Here is a 17,736-nt window from a genome sequence, read left to right as displayed (position 1 = left end):
AATGGGGTTGTGACACGGGAAAGACGGCACGCCGCCCGCCCGGAAGCCGCTCGCCTGTGGGGGTACGACTACAGTCGCGTGAGGTTCTGCGCCCGCGGCCCGTCGTCGGTGTCGACGATGTCGAACTCGACCTCCTGGCCCTCCTCCAGATCTTCGCCGCCGACGTCCTCCATGTGGAAGAACACGTCCTCGTCGTGGTCCTCCGTCGCGATGAAGCCGTAACCGCCCGATTCCTTGAAGAAATCGACAGTACCTGTTGCCATTCCACATGGAATCACGACGGCATCGGATAAAAAGGTGTGTGGCGTGCTCGCGCACCACAGTACCGCCCACCGGTCAGACAGCACAAGACCCATTAGCCGTTCCGTCGAAGGTCCGGTGATGCGAGCGTGGGTCCGGGAGCGATGGCAGTCCGCGTACGAGCAGCTGCTGAAGCGGGAGATATCCGGCTCGCCGACCCACGTCGCCGTCATCCAGGACGGCAACCGTCGGTACGCCAGACAGCGCGGCGACGACGCACCCGACGGCCACAAGGCGGGCGCGAAGACCAGCGAGCAGATCCTCCAGTGGTGCCGCGACGTCGGCGTCGAGGAGCTGACGCTGTACACGTTCTCGACGGAGAACTTCGAACGCCCACAGGAGGAGCTCGACCCGCTGTTCGACCTGATGGCCGAGAAGCTCCGTGACTTCGCCGACCACGAGCAGATACACGAGCACGAGGTCGCCATCCGCGTCATCGGCGACGCCGAGATGCTCCCCGAGCGTGTCCGCTCGGCGGTCCGCCACGCCGAGGAGCAGACCCGGGGCTACGACGAGTTCGTCCTCAACATCGCGCTGGCGTACGGCGGCCGGAACGAGCTGTTGACCGCCGCACAGCAGATCGCCCGCGCCGTGGACGAGGGCGAACTCGCCCCCGGTGACGTGGACATCGAGACCATCGAGGACCGGCTCTACGGCCAGGCAGTGCGTGACGTCGACCTCATCATCCGGACGGGCGGGGCCGAGCGCACCTCGAACTTCCTCCCGTGGCACGCCAACGGCAACGAGGCAGCCGTGTTCTTCTGTGCGCCGTACTGGCCGGAGTTCTCGAAGGTGGACTTCCTGCGTGCGATACGGACCTACGAGAACCGCGAGCAGTCCTGGCGACGCACCCGGGCCCGTCGGGCGCTCGCCCTGGTGAAGGCGTTCGGGACGACCGAGCTCGCCGAGGCGACCAGCGTCGTCCGCAAGTTCCGCGACTCGCTCTCGGGCAGCGAGCACGACGAGGCCTCCCGCGTCACCGAGGAGTCGACGACGGCGGACTGACTCACCGGAGCGCGGCCGCCGACAGCAACGCACCGACGAGCAGCAGCGCGGCCGCCGCGGCCGGTGCCTCCCCCGAGCCGACCCTGTACGCGCCGTAGCCGAGGCCGGCGGCGACCGCCGCGACGAGGAGCGTGGTCCCCGTCCGCCGGAGGACCAGCCGCGCCGTCGCGGCCCGGGGGACCTGTGCATCGAGGGCGACCGCCCGCTCGCCCCCGTCGGCGGCGACCAGCGCGGCAATGGTTCCGCCGAGCACTGCTGGAATCGGGAGGCCACCGTACGCGCCGTAGGTGACGGACCCGACCAGCAGCGCCGCGCCGACGAGACGAAGCCGACGGCCATCGTGGACCGTGCCAGCCCCGAGCGCCGCGGTCCCGGCGACCGCGACCACGGTGCCGGGGACCGTCACGCTCGCGACGAACGTCACGGCGAGTGCGGCGACCAGCGCGACGAGGACGGCGGGCGTCCCACCAGTAGCGAGCCCGCTGCTGTCCGTCTCCGTCATCGGGACCACCCCGCGCGGGCGAACGCCTCGCGGGCGTCACCTTCGACCCAGTCGAGCACCGGAATCCCTGCCCGGCGGAGCTCCCGGACCCGCGCTCCGCGCTCCAGGTGGGCGAGCTGGTTTCCGGGCCCGTCGGTCGTCGTCGGGTCAGGGCTGACGACCGAGACGGGCGTCCCACCGGCGTCGAGCCGCCGGGCCAGCGTCGCCACGGCGTCGTCACAGAGCGGCGTCAGCAGGCAGACCTGTGCGTCCGCCGGTGCGCGCGCCCGGAGCGTCGACGCGACCGATTCGAGGTCGGGGTCCGGACCCGCTGGCGGTGCGACCAGCGCCGGGTCCTCGTCGAGTTCGCGGCGGAGCTTCGCGCGGTGGGCTCGCCCGGTGCCCGGCGGCGTCCACGACACGCCCGAGCCGGGCACCGCGAGGCCGACCTGCGCGTCCGCGAGTCCGGTGACGAGGGTCCGGGCCGCGTCGACAGCGTGGTCCCGCGCCGGCGTCGCGTCGTCGGCCCGCGCCACGTACGCGGCAGACCGGGCGTCGACCACCAGCACCACGGTCGGGGCGCGCTCGGCCCGGAACGTCACCGTCGACAGGTCGCCGGTCCGCGCCAGCCGGGACCAGTCGACCCGGGCGAGCGGGTCGCCCCGACGGTACTCGCGGACGGAGTGGAACGCGAGCCCCTCGCCGGACTCGGTCCCTGTCAGCGGCCCCGGTGGGCCACCTCTCGGTGGGCGCAGCGCCACCGGCTCGGCGTCCGGCAGGGGTCGCGAACCCCCCAGTCGGCCCGCCCCGGCATCGACCCGTGAATGCCGTTCGACCCGGCCGGTTCGGTCCGCGACCACGACGAACGGGTCGTCGAACCGCCGGGTGGACTCGGGGGCTTCGACCCGGTAGCGGAGGGTCCGCGACGCCCCGGCCGCCAGCGAACAGGCCAGCTCCGGCGTCCCGTCGACGACGGCGCAGTCCGCCGGGACGCCGTCGAGGACACGCACGTCGGGCAGGGCGGTGTCACCGTCGTTCGTGACCTGGAGGGAGACCGCGACGGTGCCGTCGTCTCGCTCCTCGAACCGGCGCTCGCAGGCGATGGTCGGGTCCGTCTCGGGCGATGCGCGGGCGAACGCCGCCACGCCGACGCAGACGACCGCCCCGAGCACGACCGCCGGGTTCGACGAGACGACGCCGACGGGCGCGAGCACGAGCGCGACGGGGACGAGCCAGCGCCAGCGCTCGGTCGTCGTCCGGTGCCAGCTCATCGCCCACCTCCGGCGAGTGCCGAGAGCGCCGCGAGCGCGTGCCGGGCGCGCCGACGGAGCGGTGGCTCGCCGGTCCAGAGCGTCCGGAGCCGGTCCCGTGTCGTCCAGTCGGGCGCTGCACCCTCGACGAACAGCGCGGCAGCGACGGGGTCGTCGGTCCAGGTGCCCTCGTCGAGCCGCCGTCGTGCCTCGTCCGGCGTGCAGTCGTAGCGGGCGACGAGCGTGTCGACCGCGACCGCGGTGAGTCGCTCGTACACGTCCTCCCGGGCGTCGTCGCCGCGCACGCGACCCGCAGCGGTCACGTTCGCGAGCTGCTCGTCGGCGGACCGTCCGGGGACTCGTGGCCCCGCTCGGTCGGGGGTCGTCGCCCGGTCGACCGTCCGTTCCGTGTCCTGCCGGGCGAAGACGACGGCCAGCGCGACCGCAACGAGGCTCCCAGCGACGAGGACGACGAGTGCGACGGCGTCGCCGACGACCAGCCCGGGCGCGACGGTCCCGAGCAGTCCCGCACCGACCAGCGAGAGGCCGACAGCGAGCAACAGCCCGCGTGGGCCGGGCAGGCGGCTCATCGCTCCACCTCGTCGGTGCCGTCGTGTGATTCCGGTGCGTCCGCGGCTGCGACTCGCTCGGCGAGCCGTCGCGCCTCGTCCGCACAGTCCTCGGGGCGACGCCGGCCGTATCGCACCTCGTGGAACAACCGCGTCAACCGGTCGACTGCGTCGGGGTCCCGCCCGTCGGCCTTCGCCGTATCGGCGAACTCGCCGGGCGTGCGGGCCCCCGGCGACGGCGGTTGCAGGTCGGCGACCATCCGCTGCCAGGCACGCCGGACCGGATCCGTCCCGGCGGTGCTGGCAGGGTGTCGGGTCGCCGCCCCGGCACGGTCGTGGGCGACCGCTCGCGTCTCCCCGTCGTCGGACCGGTCGGTGTCCGGAGCGAGCACGTCGAACCGCCAGAGCAGGCCCGCCACGGCGAGGCCCAGTCCGACCAGCACGCCGACGCCTGCCAGCCCGAGCGCGTCGCTCGTCGCGAACGCGGGCACCGACACGTCGGCGGTCGGCCGGTAGAGCAGGTACCCCGCGGTGCCGACGACGCCCGCACACCCGGTGAGGACGACCACCCGACGGGAGTCGGGGAACAGCACGTAGCAACAGACCAGCGCGGTCGCACACAGCGCGGCGAGGAGCCGGAGGTACGTCTCCTGGCCGATTGTCTCCCCGCCGGTCACCGCGCTCGAGGGCGACGAACTCCCGTTCTCGGGGTCCTCGGGCGTCCGGACCCCCTGCTCGTCCGGGCCGAGGTCGGCCGAGAGCCCGCCCAGCGAGCCCGCCGCCACCCCGAGTGCGACGGTGACCAGCAGGGCTATCGCGACCGTCTGGAGGGCGAATCGCGTCACGGTCGAGGTGAGGAGACGGACGGTCCTAAAACAACCTCTCGTTTTCCGGGTCGGAACATCCGGGGGTTCGCGGGGTCTCGCAACCGGACGACGGCGGTTCGACGTCCCGCCCCCCTACCGTCCGAATCTGCGCTGGCGGTCCTGGTACTCCCGGATCGCACGGTAGAAGTCCCGGTCGCGGAAGTCCCGCCAGTTCAGGTCGGTGAAGTAGAGCTCGGAGTAGACGGACTGCCAGATCATGAAATCGGAGAGCCGCTCGGCACCGGTCTTGATGACCAGGTCCGGCTCTGCGGGGAACACGAGCCGCCGCTCGATCTCCTCCTCGTCGACCGCCCCGGGTTCGAGTTCGCCGCGGGAGACCTCCTTCGCGACGCCCTGGACGGCGGCCGTGAACTCGTGTTTCCCGCCGAGGCCGATGCTCACCTGGATGGGCGCGTCGGCGCGCTCGTCGTCGTCCGGCCCCCGCACCGCGACCGGTCGCGGCGCGTCGAGGTCGTCGAACTGACGGGCGAGCGTCGGCGCCGCCGCCTCGTCGAGCACGCTGACGTACACCGTGATCCGGTCGGCGCCGACCTCGAACGCGAGCTCGAAGAACCGCGAGAGCGTCTCGTACGCGCCCTGTTCCAGCAGGTCGCGCTCCGTGATGACGAGGGCGACGTGTGCCGGCGGCGGCGTCTCGTCGCGGCGGATCCGATAGGCGAGGTAGCGGTCGTACAGTCCCACGCCACCCAGTTTCACACGCTCGTGCGTGAACCTGTCGACTCGCCGTGGCGACTCAGTCGGCCGGGCGTGCGAACGTCAGCCGGATGCGGTTGCCCGACGACGATGGCGCGTCGAACTCGATCTCGCCGTCCGAGAACTCGACCAGCCAGTAGACGAGCCAGAGCCCGATGCCGCTGCTGTGGTACACGTCGTCCATCTTGTGGTCCCCCGTGATGACGCGGTACTCGTACTCCGGAATCGGGTCGCAGTCGTCTGCGACCTCGACCTCGACGGTCCTGCCGGTCGTCCGGCAGCCCAGCCGAACCGTCGGTTGCCCGTCGGTCGCGTGGACGATGGCGTTCTCGGCGAGTTCGGCGATCGCGTCCTCGATGGTGGGGAGGGCGAGCGCAGTCGCACGGTCGGGGGAATCGATATCTATCTCGGCGTCGGGGTACCGCTCCCGCATCTGCCGACCCACCCGTTCGACGGTCTGGCTCATGTCGACCACCTCCGGCGTGCCGGGGTTCGTGAGGAGCTCGATGAGGTCCCGCTGTTTCTCCGCTGTCGCGATGAGCTGGGTCGCGGTATCCCGGATCGACCGCTTCCGTCGCGCGACATCGGGCCGACCGCTCGACTCGATCTGCTCGGTCTCACCGAGGACGATGTTCATGTCGTTCCGGATGTTGTGTCGGAGGAGCTTGTCCATCACCGCGAGCTGCTGTTCGCGCCGTCGGCGGTCGGTCACGTCCCGGCTGAAGCCGACGATCCGCTCGACGTCCCCGTCGACGACGATGGGCTCTGCCTGCACCCACACCCAGGACTGATACCCCAGATCTGGGTTCACCCGGTACTCGACCTCCGCGGCCTGCCCGTTCGAGAGCTGTCTCATCGCCGCCCTGACGAGCGGGCGGTCGTCCGGATGGACGGCGTCGAGAAAGCGCTCCGGCTCCTCGCGCACCTCGTCGGCGGGCTGTCCGTACACGTGCTCGTAGGCCGAGTTGACGAAGAGACACTCCGACCAGTCGCCGCTGAACATCCAGAGCACGTCGCTGGCCTTCGCGGCGATCTCCTGCAGCCGTGTCTCGGTCGTCTGCTGCTCTCGCTGTGCCGCCACCCGGTCGGTCACGTCGTTGGAGCTGACGACGTACCCGTCCACGTCGGCCCCTTCGAGCTCGGTGATGCGGCTCTGCAGCCAGACCCAGTCGTCGTCCGCCGTGCGGTACCGGTACTCGATGACCGACGCCACGTCGGGGTCGCCGTCGACCACGGCCGCGAACGCGGCCATCACGCGCTCGCGGTCCTCCGGATGGACGTAGCCGAAGGCGTCGGTGTCGACGAGCCGCTCCGGCTTGTACCCCAGAATCCGCTCGGCAGCGGCGTTCACGTACGTTATCGTCCCGTCCTCGTCGACGATAGCGAGCTTCGCCTGCGTGTGGTCGAGCAGCGCTGACCGGTCCGGCGGAGACACCATCTCTCTTGGGAGAGACAGTCGAGCGGTATAGACGCTGTGGCGGTTCACGGGGGTCCGGACGAGGGCGTTCGGAAACGGTAAGTAAGCCCCGGGAAAAGAAGCGCCCGCGTGACTTCCCCAGTTCGACGTGCGGGTGCATTCGCGGCGGTCGGCTCGCTGGTGCTGCTCCTGCCAGCGGTCGGGCCGGAGGCGGCGATGACCGTCGCCGCAGCCGTGCTCGTCGGTGCCGCCATCGTGACCGACGGCCCCCTCTTCGAACTGTTCGCTCGCCCCGGCGACCGCAAGGAGCGACGCCTGTTCGGCCTCATCGGCTTCGGACTCGCGGTCGTCGGCCTCGGACTGCTGACGGTGACCGACCTCGTCGGTACCGGCCGTGTCCCCCCGCTGCAGGTCGACGTGTTCGTCGGCTCCGTCCTCCTGCTCGTCTACGGCAACCTCACCTCGGAGCTGGTCAAGACCCGGTACCCGTACCCGTTCCACGTCAGCACCGGCTTCGTCACCGGCGGCGTCGTCGCGGGCATCACCGGCCAGCTGGTCGCCCGCGTGCTGCTCGACCAGCCCATCGCCGGGACGCTCCCGAAGATCGTGTTCCTCGCCGTGAGCGGTGCGTTCCTCGGTGCCCTGCTGCGAGCTGCGCTGTTCGAACGCGACGACCCGCTGGTGCTGTTCTCCGTGGGCCTCCTGCTCTGGCTGCTGTTCGAGCTCGCGCCCGCCGTCCACAACCAGGAGATCGCGGCCGCCATCGGCGTTACACTCGTCCTCGGCTACCTCTCCTTCGCCCTCCAGACCGCCTCCGTCGAGGGGATGCTGACGGGCGTCCTGCTCTCCATCCTCACCATCGTCCTCGGCGGCATCGGCTGGTTCGCGGTCCTCATCTCCTTCTTCGCGATCGGCGCGCTCTCGACGAAGTACCGGTACGACACGAAGGCAGCGCGCGGCATCGCCGAGGACAACGAGGGCGCCCGCGGCACGGGGAACGTCCTCGGCAACGCCGCGGTCGCCATCGTCGCGGTACTGGGCTTCGCAGCCGCCGACCCCGGGGTGGCGCTGCTCCGGGTGGACGGGACCATCTTCCTGTTCGCGTTCGCGGGCTCCATCGCCACGGCGCTCAGCGACACCCTCTCCAGCGAGATCGGCGCGGTGTTCGACTCCCCACGACTCATCACGACCCTCAAACCGGTCGAGCCGGGCACCGACGGTGCGGTGACCTGGCAGGGCGAGCTCGCCGGCTTCGCCGGCGCGGCGTTCGTCGCCACCATCGCCTTCCTCGTGTTCCCCGCCGTCGACGGCTCGGCGACCGTGACCGCGACCGGTGCGGGCGTGGTGTTCGTCGCCGGCGTCGGCGGCATGACCGTCGACAGCCTGCTCGGCGCCACGCTGGAGGGGGACGTGCTCGGCAACCAGGGCGTGAACTTCTTCGCCACCCTCGCCGGCGCCCTCGTCGCGGTGCTCGTGGCGTTCGTGGTGGGCGGCGCGGCGTTCCCGTGACGATGGCGGTCCGCGAGGCGACACCGGCGGACCTGCCGGCGCTCCGGGCGCTCCAGAGCCTCCTCGACGCGCCGGTCCAGGGCCTGTTCGACGAACTCCCACCCGGGGTGACACTCGTCTCGACCGCAGACGGGGTGCCCGTCGGCTACAGCCACTCGTTCACCGGCGAGGTCGCCCACGTCGCCGAGCTGGTCGTCGCTCCCGCACATCGGCGCGAGGGGCGCGGCCGTCGGCTGTTGTGCGCCGTCCTGGTCCGGCTCCGACGCGAGGGCTGTCGGGTCGCCGAGCTGGTCGTCGCGGCCGAGAACGCGTCGGCACGCGCGCTGTACGAGGAGCTCGGGTTCGAGGCAGGCGAGACGCTACCGGGCTACTACGGGCGTGACGGGGAGAACGAGACGGCTGACGGCGAGGAGACAGACCGCGACGCCGTCCGGTACCGGCTGACGCTCTAGGCGTCGCCGAGGAGCCGCTCCGCGGTCCTGATCCTGGTCCCGGTCGGTCGTTTCACGAACTCGCCGAGCGACGCCGCGACGACGTGGTCGACGCCGCGCTGGGCCGACACGTCGAGCACGCGCTGGCTCAGCTCGCCGTCCAGCACGACCGCATGCGGCACCGGCTCGGCCTCGCGAACGAGGTCGAACGCCTCGGCCGCCGGGCCCTCGTCGATGAGACCCAGCTCGTCGTCGAGCAGTCTGACCTGTCCGCTGCCACCCGCGACGACCGCCTCGACGTGTCCCCGGAGGGTGTCGGGCGGGGCCGCCCCGTCGGCCGCTTCCGTCGCTGTCGACTCGGCCGCGGCCGCCTCCGTCGTTTCGGCAGGCGGGTCCGCCGATGTCGTACTCTCCGGGTCGACGGCATCCCCGGTCGTCTCCTCGGTGGCCGTCCGTGTCGACTCGATGGCCTCCGTCGCGGCCTCGACCACCGCCGACTCGGTCTGTGCCGACTCCGTGGCCGTCCCGGTCGACCCGCCTGCGGTGGACGGTTCCGGTCGGCTTGTCGTCCCGTCGTCGCTCCCCGTGGTCGACATCGAGACCGCCTCGGGCGTGCCGATGGCCTCGTGGGGCGCGCTCGTCTCGGCGACGACCGAGAACGGCACCTTCTCGCGCAGGGCCTCGAACACCTCGTGGTGGAGCAGGTCCTCGACAGACTTGCCCTCGGGCGCGAAGGCGACGTAGTCGACCTCGCCCACCTGCGAGAGCTCCTTCAGGATGAGGTCGCCGCCCCGGTCGCCGTCGAGGAACGCGGTGACGGTCTTGTCCTGCGTGAGCGTCGCGACCGCCTCGGGGACGTCGGTCCCCTCGACGGCGATTGCGTTCTTGATGCCGTACTTCAGGAGCTGGAGCACGTCCGCGCGGCCCTCGACGACGACGACGGCGTCGCTCTCCTCGACGCGGGGGCCGGCCGGCAGCCCCTCGTACTCGGAGATGTCGGCGACGCGGGCGTGCTCGCGGACCTCGCGCAGGATCTCCTCCGAGCTCATCATCGAGTCGTCGAAGGCGGTCGCGAGCAGTTCCTTCGCCCGGTCGACGACGCGGCGTCGCTTGGCCGCCCTGACGTCCTCGATGTCCTCGATCTCGAGGGTCGCCTTGCAGGGGCCGACGCGGGTCAACGACTCGAGGGCGGCCGCCAGCGTCGCCGTCGCTACCTTGTCGAGGCTCGTGGCGATGGTGACGCTCCCGTGCGACCGGCCCGCGTCGCTGTCGATCTCGACGTCGATGCGTCCGACCTTCGAGGACTGCTGCAGCTCCCGGAGGTCGAGCTCGTCGCCGAGGAGCCCCTCTGTCTGGCCGAAGATGGCCCCGACGACGTCACTCCGCTCGACCACCCCGTCGGCCGTTACCGTCGCGTGAATGAGATATTTGGATGTATCCTCCATTGATGATCTGCCCCGTGTGGGGGGCGTGTGATGGTGATGTTGCCATGAACTGGTTCATGGACACGGGAGCTACGGGCTCCCGGTTCATACCTGTTGTTATCGGGAGAAGTGTCGTGAACGTATCCCCGAGGGCCACGCCCCGCGTCAGTACCGGTCGCCGGACCAGTACCAGTAGCCGAGGACGAGCGTGAGCACGAGCAGGCCGCCCGCGAAGAACAGCAGGCCGGGCTCGATGGTGGCGAGCAGCGCGTCGGCACCCTGGGCGGCGGCGTCTGCGCCCGACGACGCGCTCTCGGTGGTCGTCTGTGGCGCCTGCGTGGCGGGGGCGTCCGCCATCTCGGCGGTCTCGGTCGCCGTGCTCTGGTCGAACACGCTCACGTTGCCCCCGTCGGTCGCCGTGGGCTGCGCGGTGCTGGTGCTGGTACTGGTCTCCGCCGCGACCTCCACGTCGCCCCGGGCGGTCGTGGCTGCCGTGGTCTCGTTCGCGTTCCGGGCGACGAACTCGGCGTCGTCACCGCCGCCACCGGTCGGCTCGACCGCACCGCCCGAGCCGCCGGTTACCCCCCAGCCGGTGCGCCCGAGCAGGCGCGGCAGGCCGTACTGGACGAACAGGCTCGCGGCGGCGAGCACGCCGACGCCACCGACGAACCGGCTGAGCGCCGACCGGAGCCGCGAGGAGCGCTGCTCGTCGCCGGAGACGATGAGCGGGCCGGACTGTGGTGCGTAGACGTTCATCTCGTTGCCACGCGAGGAGTACCAAACGTCCACGACGTCGATGAGGCCGGCGTCCTCCAGCTTCTCGAGGTGGTACCTGACGTTCTGGATGGAGGAGTCTATCTCCTCCGCGATGTCGCTCGGGGTGCGCGGCTCCTCGTGCAGACAGGTGTAGATCCGTCTGGCGGTGTCGGACGAGAGCGCCCCGAACACCTGGTCCGCGTCGTCGCTGTCGAGGTCGACCACCCGCGGTGGCTTTTCTGGGGTGGGGGTCGTCTCGTCGGAGCGGAACGGGAGGAGCCGCGACATGCTACTCCACTCTACAACAGGGACAGGTAAACCAATTGTGCAAGCTGAAAACTGGTTTTGAGCTATCTGGGGCGGTCACGTCTTGCGGTTGTGGTTTCTCTTCAGCGAGCAGTAAATCGTGTCCGGAAAGAGATAACTCCGAAGCTGAAATGGCGATTGCAGGTGGGAAATCCCATCGTTCCGCACCGCTCCTCGGCCGACCACCGCACCGTCGGGACCGCCACGCCGAAGGCACTCGGGGGCGTAGCTGGCATCGATGAGTGCCCCGCGCCTCCCCGACGCGTTGCTCGCCGAGTTCGGCTGGGAGCTGGCCCGGACGGAGTCGGAACTCGCGCTCGAACTCCCCTTCTTCTCCATCGAGGCGTTCAACGCCATCTACGTCGAGTCGGCGAGCGTCGACGTCTACGAGGCCATCGCGGACCCACGGGTCGACCTCGCGGGCCGCGCGTTCTTCACCACCGACCTGCAGTTCGACCCGTCGTTGGACTCCTTCGGCGTCGACCCAGCGTCGGTGTTCGGCATCGCCACCAGCTACGCCGAACGTGAGTTCAAGGAGAGCATCGAGGCCGACGGCCTCACCGCGGTCGAGACGGTCGAGGAGCGCGACTTCGACCGGGGCGACGGTCGCCCCGCCCGGGCGTTCTGCTACGACGTGGCCTACCCGCTCTCGGACGACGTCATCGAACAGGACGTGGTCGACGGCCAGTTCACCCTGCCGTCGACGCTCTGGGCCTGCATCTGGCCGACGCGGGGCGCGTACGCCATGGCCGGCGGGATGTACCCCACCGAGGAGTTCGCCGACGCGATCCACCGGCAGGCGTCGGGCGCACGGCTGGCGGTCGACGTCGCGGTGAATCCGAATCCCGAGCGCGACAGAGAGCGCGTCTTCGAGGCGATGCGGCGGGTGGAGTGAGTCGCCGCGACGGGTCGAGTGAGTCCTACCGCTGGACGGCCCGGACGAGCGCGCTGTCGCCGATGGCGAAGTCGAACCGGTCGGTCGCGAGCAGGCCGATACCGAAGCCGACCGCGAGGACGACCGGGACCCAGTTGCCGTAGAGCGCGTTGATGCAGCCCCAGAGCAGCACGAAGCTCACCATGTCGTCGAGCATGAACTCGCAGTCGGCCAGCCGGTCGAGCAGGTCCTCGCGGGCGAACGCCACGTCGAACAACACGACGGCGACCGTCGCAGAGAGCACCCAGCCGACGTAGTTCGACGCCGGGACGCCGTAGTAGCCGCCGACGCCGTCGGGGTGCGCGGCGTACTCCCAGAAGTCCACCGCGACCGCGCCGGGGTCGAGCACGAGGTCGATGGCGACGACGGCCGCGACGGTCACGAGCAGCCGGACCGCCCGCGAGCGCGCCCGACTCCCGAGCAGGAGCAGCATCAGCAGGTAGGCGTTGAGCACCAGCGGGAAGAAGAAGACCGGGAGCGCGACCGGCACCTCCCCGAACAGCATCGGCCCGAGCGGCACCTCGTACTCGAAGTAGCCGTACGGCCAGCCCGTGCGGATGCCGACGAGCTCGATGCCGTAGGCGTACAGCGTCAGCAGCCCGAGGCTGGCCGCGGCCCGCTTGCCCACGAGCGGGAGCACCCCTGCGACGAGCGGGAGCCGCATGACGAGCACGCCGAACAGCACGAACAGCGGGTTGTACGCGAGCGGGTCGGGGAGCCAGCCCTCCGCGCTGGCGACGAGGGTCACCGCACCGACGAGCGGGAAGACGACGGCGATGGTGAACCGGTGCTCGCGGACCAGCTCGTCGAGGCGGGCCTCGAACCGGCGGCGGTCGAAGCCGTCGTCCCCGGTGTCGGTCGACGGACCACCTGAACCGTCCGTCGGCGCCCGGTCAGCCATTCACCATCACCCAGAGCTTCCCCATCGTCATGGCGGCCCCGACGGCCGTGTTCAGGAACGGGAACCACCAGTACGCGCGGTCGACGGCGACGTCCGAGAGCGCGACGCCGGTGACGAACACGGGGTAGACCCCGAGCAGCAGGCCGAGCCGGTAGTCGACCAGCGCGAAGCCGGCGGCGGCGGCGAGCCAGACCACGGCGCAGTAGACGTAGGTGGCTCGCTCGCCGAGGAACGTCGCCGTCGTGCTGATGCCGGCCTCGCGGTCGGGCTCGATGTCGGGGATCGCCGAGAACGTGTGCATCGCCATCGTCCAGAGCCACGCCCCCGCGATGGCCGCCGCCGGCGGGAGCACGTCGGCGACGGCGACGAACGCGATGACCCCCGGGAGCGCGTACAGCCCGTTCGACAGCGAATCGAGGAACGGCGTGGTCTTGAACCGCAGCGGCGGCGCGCTGTACTCGACCGCGAGGAAGAAGTACAGCAGGAGCACCTGTACCCCGGCGGTCGGGAGGACGAACAGGAACGTGGCCCCGAGCGCGCCGGCGAACGCGACGACGACGCCGACGATGGCGTCCCGGCGGAACCGGACCTCCTTCTCCTCCTTCTTCGGGTTGTGCTCGTCGACGTCGCGGTCGAACGCGTCGTTGACCCCGTAGAGGAACACGTTCGCCGGGACGAGGAAGTACGCGAACAGCGCGAGCGTCAGGGGCGTGAGCAGGTCGGCGGTGCCGCTCGCGGCGTAGGTGACGCCGACGACGACCGGGCCGGCCAGATAGAACCAGAATCTCGGTCTGGAGAGCCGGAGCAGGTAGCCCGAGAGGCGGTCCTCCGACGGGACGACCCGGGCGAGGGTCGACGCGAGACTGGGGACGACTCCGGTCACGGTCCGTTCACCCCGGTCATCGTCGGTTCACTCGCCGTAGTCCTCCAGCACGGCGTCAGCGGTGATGTCGCCGCTGATGAGGCACATCGGGACGCCGATGCCGGGCGTCGTGTACGAGCCCGTGAAGTAGAGCCCGTCGACGGCTTTCGAGCGGTGCGGCGGCCGGAACATCGCGGTCTGGCGCAGCGTGTGGGCCATCCCGAGCGCGGTGCCCTGCATCGAGTTGTAGCGGTCGGTGAACTCCGAGACGGAGAACGTCTCCTCGACGACCATGCGGTCGCGCAGGTCCGTGTCGGCGAACTCGGCGATGTCGTCGAGGATGAGCTCGCGGTACCACTCCCGGATCTCCTCGTCGTCGTCCAGCCCGGGCGCGATGGGGACGAGCACGAACAGGTTGCTGTAGCCCTCCGGCGCGACCGTGTCGTCGGTCTTCGACGGGACACAGAGGTAGTAGGCCGGGTTCTCCGGCCACGCCGGCTCCTCGAATATCTGGTCGAAGTGCTGGTTCCAGTCCGTCGGCAGGACCAGCGTGTGGTGCTCGAGCGCCGGAACGTCGCCCTCGACGCCCATGTACATGAGGAACGCGGAGGGGGCGTAGGTCCGGGACTCCCAGTAGTCCGCGCTGTACTGGCGCTTCTCCGGGGGCAGGAGCTCCTGTTCGGTGTGGGCGTAGTCGGCGTCGCTGACGACGATGTCGGCGAGGTGCTTGTCGCGGTCGGTCTCGACGAGGAAGCCGCCGTAGCGGCCCTTGATCTCCGTGACGGGCTCGTCGACGAGGAACTCCGCGCCGAGCTCCTCGCCCATCTCGACGATGCCGTCGACGACGCCGCCCATGCCGCCCTCGGGGTACCAGACGCCGAGGTTGAAGTCGACGTGGCTCATGAGGTTGTAGAGCGCCGGCGTGTTCTTCGGCGAGCCGCCGAGGAACACGAGGGTGTACTGCATGATCTGCTGGAGCTTCGGGTGGTCGAAGTAGCGCTCCACGTGGTCCTGCATCGACCCGAGCAGCGAGAGCCCGCGGGCCTGCCGGGCGACGTCGATGTCCACGAAGTCCCGGAACGACGCGCGGTCCTCGTAGACGAAGTGCTCCATGCCGACGTCGTAGTTCTCCTCGGACTTGTCGAGGTAGCGCTCCAGTGCCGCGCCGGCACCGGTCTCGTACGACTCGAACACCTGCTTGGTGCGTTCGAGGTCGCGGGTGATGTCGACCTGGTCGCCGTCCTTGAAGAAGATACGGTAGTGGGGGTCGAGGTGCTCCAGCCCGTAGTACTCCGTCGGCTCGCGGTCGAAGTGGCCGAAGAAGCGCTCGAACACGTCTGGCATCAGGTACCAGGAGGGGCCCATGTCGAACCGGAAGCCGTCGCGTTCGAGGACCGAGGCCCGGCCGCCGAGCTGCTCGTTCTTCTCGATGACCGTCACCTCCGCGCCGGCGTCCGCGAGGTAGCAGGCCGTCGAGAGCCCGCCGAAGCCACTCCCGACCACGACGACCGACTCTCCTGCGAGGGATTTCATGCCTCTCTGTTGTAACGAGACCTGCATAAAGTCGCCGCAAACCTGGTTGGGGTCGTCGGTCCAGCCGGCCCCCGAACTGTCGGTTCCGGGACCGATGCTTTCCTGCGGACCGAGCGCGAAGGTGGGGTATGGACGGACAGACAGCGGTCGTCACCGGTGCGAGTCGTGGAATCGGCGCGGCGGTCGTGGACGAGCTGGTCGCGGCGGGGGCACACGTGGTCGCCTGTGCCCGCGACCCCGACGACCTCGACGGACTACTCGACCGCCACGGCGACGCGATTACGTCGGTCAGGGCGGACGTCCGGGACGAGTTCGACGTCGAACGGCTCGTGGAGATCGCCTCGCGGGCTGGCGCCGGCGGTGGCATCGACCTCGTCGTCGCCAACGCGGGCGTCTATCACGGTGACCCCGGTGAGACGCCCGTACAGGAGGAGGCGTACTCCGCGTTCGACGACCACCTGCGCACGAACGCCCGCGGGGTGTTCGCCACGTTCCGCGAGGCCGTCCCGCACCTGAACGAGGGGGCCCGACTGCTCGTCCCGACCGGCTCCATCGCGCGCGACGCGAAGCCCGGTATCGGTTCGTACGCTGTCTCGAAGGCCGCCGCGGAGGCCGTCACCCGCGCCTTCGCCGTCGACACTCCGTTCGTCGCTGGCTGTGTGGACCCCGGACAGGTCGCGACCGACCTCTCGGGCCCGGGCGGACGGGACCCGGACGAGGTCGCTCCGATGTTCGTCTGGGCTGCCACCGAGTGTCCAGCCGAGGAGCTAGACGGTGCGGTCGTCGGCCTGCGGGAGTGGAAGTCCGCGACCCGGTAGACGGGGTCGTCGCTCCACACCGGACTGCGGTAATCGAACCCCTTATTAATTCGAATCCTGTTGTTAGCAACAATGGGCTCCACTGAATCGTTCAGCTGGCGGGGCGTCGACGACCTCTCGAGGGTCGGCCTCGTCGCCGTCGCGTCGTTGCTCGCACTGAGTGCTGCCGCGGTCGTCGCCGCACCGAGCACCGACGCGATGAAGCCCGTCGGTATCGCGTGGGTCGCGTTCTTCGCCATGGCGCTCGCCATCCCGCTGGGCGTCAGGGCACGCGACCAGCACGCACGGGCACTCGTCTGGGGCTACGGACTGGCCTCGGGCGCGATGATCGTCAGCGCCGCACTCTTCCTCCTCCCGCAGGCGTTCGGGCTGGCACAGGGCGCAGCGAACCCCGCGACCGGGATGAAGTACGCCGGCGCCGGCGTCGCAGCCGGACTGCTGACCGGCTTCGGCTCGCACACGCTCGGGCACCGCTTCGCCCACGTCGACCTCGGCTTCGACCACACCGCCGTCGAGCTCTCCGCCCACGCGCTCGCCGCCGGCGTCATCATCGGCATCGTCTACGGCACGATGCCCGAACTCGGGGTCGGCCTCGGCCTCGCTATCGTCTCGCACAAGGGGCCCGCGGGCTACGCAGCCGCGCGCCGCCTCGCGAGCAACGGACAGACCCCGACGGTCATCCTGTTGCCGGCGACGGGGGTCGGCCTGACCGCCATCCCGGCGAGCTTCCTCGACCTCTCCGGCGAACCGCTCGTCACAGCCGCCGTCTTCGGCTTCGCGGCGGGCGTGTTCCTGCACGTCGCGATGGACTTCCTGCCGCGCTGTGAGATCGGTGGCGAGGTGTACGAGGTCGCCCAGGTCTCCGACGACGCCCACCACCTGCTCGACCGGCTCCGCGTCCACGCCGTGGGGAGCACTGCCCTCGGCGGCATCGTCGTCTTCGTCGCCTGGCTGCTCGTCGGGTGACCGCAGCAACGAACGTTTATATCAGTCACCGGTAGTCGTTGGATATGGTACTACGGGGCCTCGCCCAGAAGTTGTACGACAACACCGTCCGAGACCATCTGCCACGGAAGGTGAAGGTGTACAACGGTGTCTCGCTCAACACCGGCAGACTCCTGGATACGAACGTCGTCTCCGAGGACTACAAGCAGGGCACCATCGACCCTCTCCGGGAGCTCACCCGCCCAGACGACTCCGTGGTGGTGGTCGGGGGTGGCCACGGCGTGACCGCCGTCGTCGCGGCCCGGCAGGGGGAGTCCGTCGTCGTGTACGAGGGAGGCCGAGAGCTCGCCGAGCGGGTCCGCGAAACCGCACGACTGAACCGCGTCGACGACCGCATCGACGTCAGACACGCCATCGTCGCCGAGGGCAAGGAGGTGTACGGGGACGAGACCGGTTCGACCGTCGTCAGCCCGGCTGACCTGGAGGAGTGTGACGTCCTCGAGCTCGACTGCGAGGGTGCCGAGGAGCCGATCCTGAAGGGGATGACCATCCGCCCCCGTGTCATCATCGTCGAGACCCACCCGGGCTTCGGTGTGGACCCGACGGAGATACGATCGCTGGTCACGGGCTGGGGGTACACACAGGTCCACGAGTACGAGTTCAAGGAGAACGTCACGTTCGCGTTCGTCCGCGACGAAGCCACGGCGTGAGCCCC

Annotated in this window: 19 protein-coding genes; 7 read left to right on the top strand and 12 right to left on the bottom strand. The window is 70.2% G+C overall.

Annotation, left to right across the window (positions count from 1 at the left end):
• Positions 1–68: 68 nt before the first annotated feature.
• Positions 69–263: a cold-shock protein gene (locus ACSG06_RS04425; RefSeq protein WP_440989057.1), complete on the bottom strand. Its 195-nt coding sequence runs from the start codon at positions 261–263 to the stop codon at positions 69–71.
• 118 nt (positions 264–381) lie between these two features.
• On the opposite strand from ACSG06_RS04425, the gene uppS reads away from it, so the two are divergent.
• The gene (gene uppS, locus ACSG06_RS04420; RefSeq protein ID WP_440989056.1) at positions 382–1,305 is read left to right on the top strand and encodes a polyprenyl diphosphate synthase; all 924 of its coding nucleotides are present in this window, start codon (positions 382–384) and stop codon (positions 1,303–1,305) included.
• A gap of 1 nt (position 1,306) precedes the next feature.
• On the opposite strand, the gene ACSG06_RS04415 is transcribed toward uppS, so the two are convergent.
• The 6 genes from ACSG06_RS04415 to ACSG06_RS04390 form a co-directional block, all read right to left on the bottom strand.
• A complete protein-coding gene (locus tag ACSG06_RS04415) occupies positions 1,307–1,807 on the bottom strand; it encodes a DUF7519 family protein (protein ID WP_440989055.1) in 501 nt (166 codons plus the stop codon).
• Entirely contained in the window at positions 1,804–3,057 is a 1,254-nt protein-coding gene (locus ACSG06_RS04410) for a DUF58 domain-containing protein (RefSeq protein ID WP_440989054.1), read from the bottom strand. Before ACSG06_RS04410 ends, ACSG06_RS04415 begins: the two co-directional genes overlap by 4 nt.
• Complete coding sequence (locus ACSG06_RS04405; RefSeq protein ID WP_440989053.1) at positions 3,054–3,626, bottom strand: DUF7269 family protein; 573 nt, start codon at positions 3,624–3,626, stop codon at positions 3,054–3,056. Before ACSG06_RS04405 ends, ACSG06_RS04410 begins: the two co-directional genes overlap by 4 nt.
• A complete protein-coding gene (locus ACSG06_RS04400) occupies positions 3,623–4,450 on the bottom strand; it encodes a DUF4129 domain-containing protein (RefSeq protein WP_440989052.1) in 828 nt (275 codons plus the stop codon). The genes ACSG06_RS04405 and ACSG06_RS04400 overlap by 4 nt, the downstream gene beginning before the upstream one ends.
• 114 nt (positions 4,451–4,564) lie before the next feature.
• Positions 4,565–5,173, bottom strand: coding sequence for an undecaprenyl diphosphate synthase family protein (locus ACSG06_RS04395; RefSeq protein ID WP_440989051.1), 609 nt, complete (start codon positions 5,171–5,173; stop codon positions 4,565–4,567).
• Positions 5,174–5,225: 52 nt separating this feature from the next.
• Positions 5,226–6,623: a PAS domain-containing sensor histidine kinase gene (locus ACSG06_RS04390; protein ID WP_440989050.1), complete on the bottom strand. Its 1,398-nt coding sequence runs from the start codon at positions 6,621–6,623 to the stop codon at positions 5,226–5,228.
• Between the two features lie 108 nt (positions 6,624–6,731).
• Between ACSG06_RS04390 and ACSG06_RS04385 the strand changes: the two genes are divergently transcribed.
• Complete coding sequence (locus ACSG06_RS04385) at positions 6,732–8,111, top strand: DUF92 domain-containing protein (protein WP_440989049.1); 1,380 nt, start codon at positions 6,732–6,734, stop codon at positions 8,109–8,111.
• Positions 8,112–8,113: 2 nt separating this feature from the next.
• Positions 8,114–8,563: a GNAT family N-acetyltransferase gene (locus tag ACSG06_RS04380; RefSeq protein WP_440989048.1), complete on the top strand. Its 450-nt coding sequence runs from the start codon at positions 8,114–8,116 to the stop codon at positions 8,561–8,563.
• Here the strand turns inward: ACSG06_RS04380 and dnaG are convergent.
• Both dnaG and ACSG06_RS04370 read right to left on the bottom strand, forming a co-directional pair.
• Positions 8,560–9,987, bottom strand: coding sequence for a DNA primase DnaG (gene dnaG / locus ACSG06_RS04375; protein WP_440989047.1), 1,428 nt, complete (start codon positions 9,985–9,987; stop codon positions 8,560–8,562). The two genes, ACSG06_RS04380 and dnaG, sit on opposite strands and share 4 nt — an antisense overlap.
• A gap of 144 nt (positions 9,988–10,131) precedes the next feature.
• On the bottom strand, positions 10,132–11,010 hold the full coding sequence (locus ACSG06_RS04370; protein WP_440989046.1) for an ArsR/SmtB family transcription factor: 879 nt from the start codon (positions 11,008–11,010) through the stop codon (positions 10,132–10,134).
• A 256-nt stretch (positions 11,011–11,266) separates the two neighbouring features.
• Here ACSG06_RS04370 and ACSG06_RS04365 point away from each other — a divergent pair, with 256 nt between their 5' ends.
• Complete coding sequence (locus ACSG06_RS04365) at positions 11,267–11,923, top strand: DUF6517 family protein (protein ID WP_440989045.1); 657 nt, start codon at positions 11,267–11,269, stop codon at positions 11,921–11,923.
• A gap of 25 nt (positions 11,924–11,948) precedes the next feature.
• Here ACSG06_RS04365 and cruF read toward each other — a convergent pair whose 3' ends face one another.
• The 3 genes from cruF to crtID are packed head-to-tail and all read right to left on the bottom strand — an operon-like array spanning position 11,949 to position 15,258.
• Positions 11,949–12,863: a bisanhydrobacterioruberin hydratase gene (gene cruF / locus ACSG06_RS04360; protein ID WP_440989044.1), complete on the bottom strand. Its 915-nt coding sequence runs from the start codon at positions 12,861–12,863 to the stop codon at positions 11,949–11,951.
• A complete protein-coding gene (locus ACSG06_RS04355) occupies positions 12,856–13,746 on the bottom strand; it encodes a prenyltransferase (RefSeq protein ID WP_440989043.1) in 891 nt (296 codons plus the stop codon). Before ACSG06_RS04355 ends, cruF begins: the two co-directional genes overlap by 8 nt.
• A gap of 27 nt (positions 13,747–13,773) precedes the next feature.
• Entirely contained in the window at positions 13,774–15,258 is a 1,485-nt protein-coding gene (crtID, locus tag ACSG06_RS04350) for a bifunctional phytoene desaturase/3,4-desaturase (protein WP_440989042.1), read from the bottom strand.
• A 128-nt stretch (positions 15,259–15,386) separates the two neighbouring features.
• Here crtID and ACSG06_RS04345 point away from each other — a divergent pair, with 128 nt between their 5' ends.
• The 3 genes from ACSG06_RS04345 to ACSG06_RS04335 all read left to right on the top strand — a co-directional run bounded on the left by ACSG06_RS04345 (position 15,387) and on the right by ACSG06_RS04335 (position 17,731).
• Positions 15,387–16,076 (top strand): SDR family oxidoreductase, encoded by a 690-nt coding sequence (locus ACSG06_RS04345; RefSeq protein ID WP_440989041.1) that lies wholly within the window; start codon positions 15,387–15,389, stop codon positions 16,074–16,076.
• Positions 16,077–16,148: 72 nt separating this feature from the next.
• Positions 16,149–17,042: a ZIP family metal transporter gene (locus ACSG06_RS04340; protein WP_440989040.1), complete on the top strand. Its 894-nt coding sequence runs from the start codon at positions 16,149–16,151 to the stop codon at positions 17,040–17,042.
• A gap of 44 nt (positions 17,043–17,086) precedes the next feature.
• Complete coding sequence (locus tag ACSG06_RS04335) at positions 17,087–17,731, top strand: FkbM family methyltransferase (protein ID WP_440989039.1); 645 nt, start codon at positions 17,087–17,089, stop codon at positions 17,729–17,731.
• Positions 17,732–17,736 lie beyond the last annotated feature (5 nt).

The organism is Haloarchaeobius baliensis (assembly GCF_052060055.1).
Taxonomy (GTDB): Archaea; Halobacteriota; Halobacteria; order Halobacteriales; family Natrialbaceae; genus Haloarchaeobius; species Haloarchaeobius baliensis.
This window is presented reverse-complemented; position numbering and strand designations above follow the sequence as displayed.

Coding starts and splice junctions, on each gene's coding strand:
- ACSG06_RS04340 (WP_440989040.1), top strand. CDS start 16,149: ATGGGCTCCACTGAATCGTTCAGCTGGCGGGGCGTCGACGACCTCTCG.
- ACSG06_RS04370 (WP_440989046.1), bottom strand. CDS start 11,010: ATGTCGCGGCTCCTCCCGTTCCGCTCCGACGAGACGACCCCCACCCCA.
- ACSG06_RS04365 (WP_440989045.1), top strand. CDS start 11,267: ATGAGTGCCCCGCGCCTCCCCGACGCGTTGCTCGCCGAGTTCGGCTGG.
- dnaG (WP_440989047.1), bottom strand. CDS start 9,987: ATGGAGGATACATCCAAATATCTCATTCACGCGACGGTAACGGCCGAC.
- ACSG06_RS04335 (WP_440989039.1), top strand. CDS start 17,087: ATGGTACTACGGGGCCTCGCCCAGAAGTTGTACGACAACACCGTCCGA.
- crtID (WP_440989042.1), bottom strand. CDS start 15,258: ATGAAATCCCTCGCAGGAGAGTCGGTCGTCGTGGTCGGGAGTGGCTTC.
- ACSG06_RS04390 (WP_440989050.1), bottom strand. CDS start 6,623: ATGGTGTCTCCGCCGGACCGGTCAGCGCTGCTCGACCACACGCAGGCG.
- ACSG06_RS04425 (WP_440989057.1), bottom strand. CDS start 263: ATGGCAACAGGTACTGTCGATTTCTTCAAGGAATCGGGCGGTTACGGC.
- ACSG06_RS04415 (WP_440989055.1), bottom strand. CDS start 1,807: ATGACGGAGACGGACAGCAGCGGGCTCGCTACTGGTGGGACGCCCGCC.
- uppS (WP_440989056.1), top strand. CDS start 382: ATGCGAGCGTGGGTCCGGGAGCGATGGCAGTCCGCGTACGAGCAGCTG.
- ACSG06_RS04380 (WP_440989048.1), top strand. CDS start 8,114: ATGGCGGTCCGCGAGGCGACACCGGCGGACCTGCCGGCGCTCCGGGCG.
- ACSG06_RS04405 (WP_440989053.1), bottom strand. CDS start 3,626: ATGAGCCGCCTGCCCGGCCCACGCGGGCTGTTGCTCGCTGTCGGCCTC.
- ACSG06_RS04410 (WP_440989054.1), bottom strand. CDS start 3,057: ATGAGCTGGCACCGGACGACGACCGAGCGCTGGCGCTGGCTCGTCCCC.
- ACSG06_RS04345 (WP_440989041.1), top strand. CDS start 15,387: ATGGACGGACAGACAGCGGTCGTCACCGGTGCGAGTCGTGGAATCGGC.
- cruF (WP_440989044.1), bottom strand. CDS start 12,863: ATGGCTGACCGGGCGCCGACGGACGGTTCAGGTGGTCCGTCGACCGAC.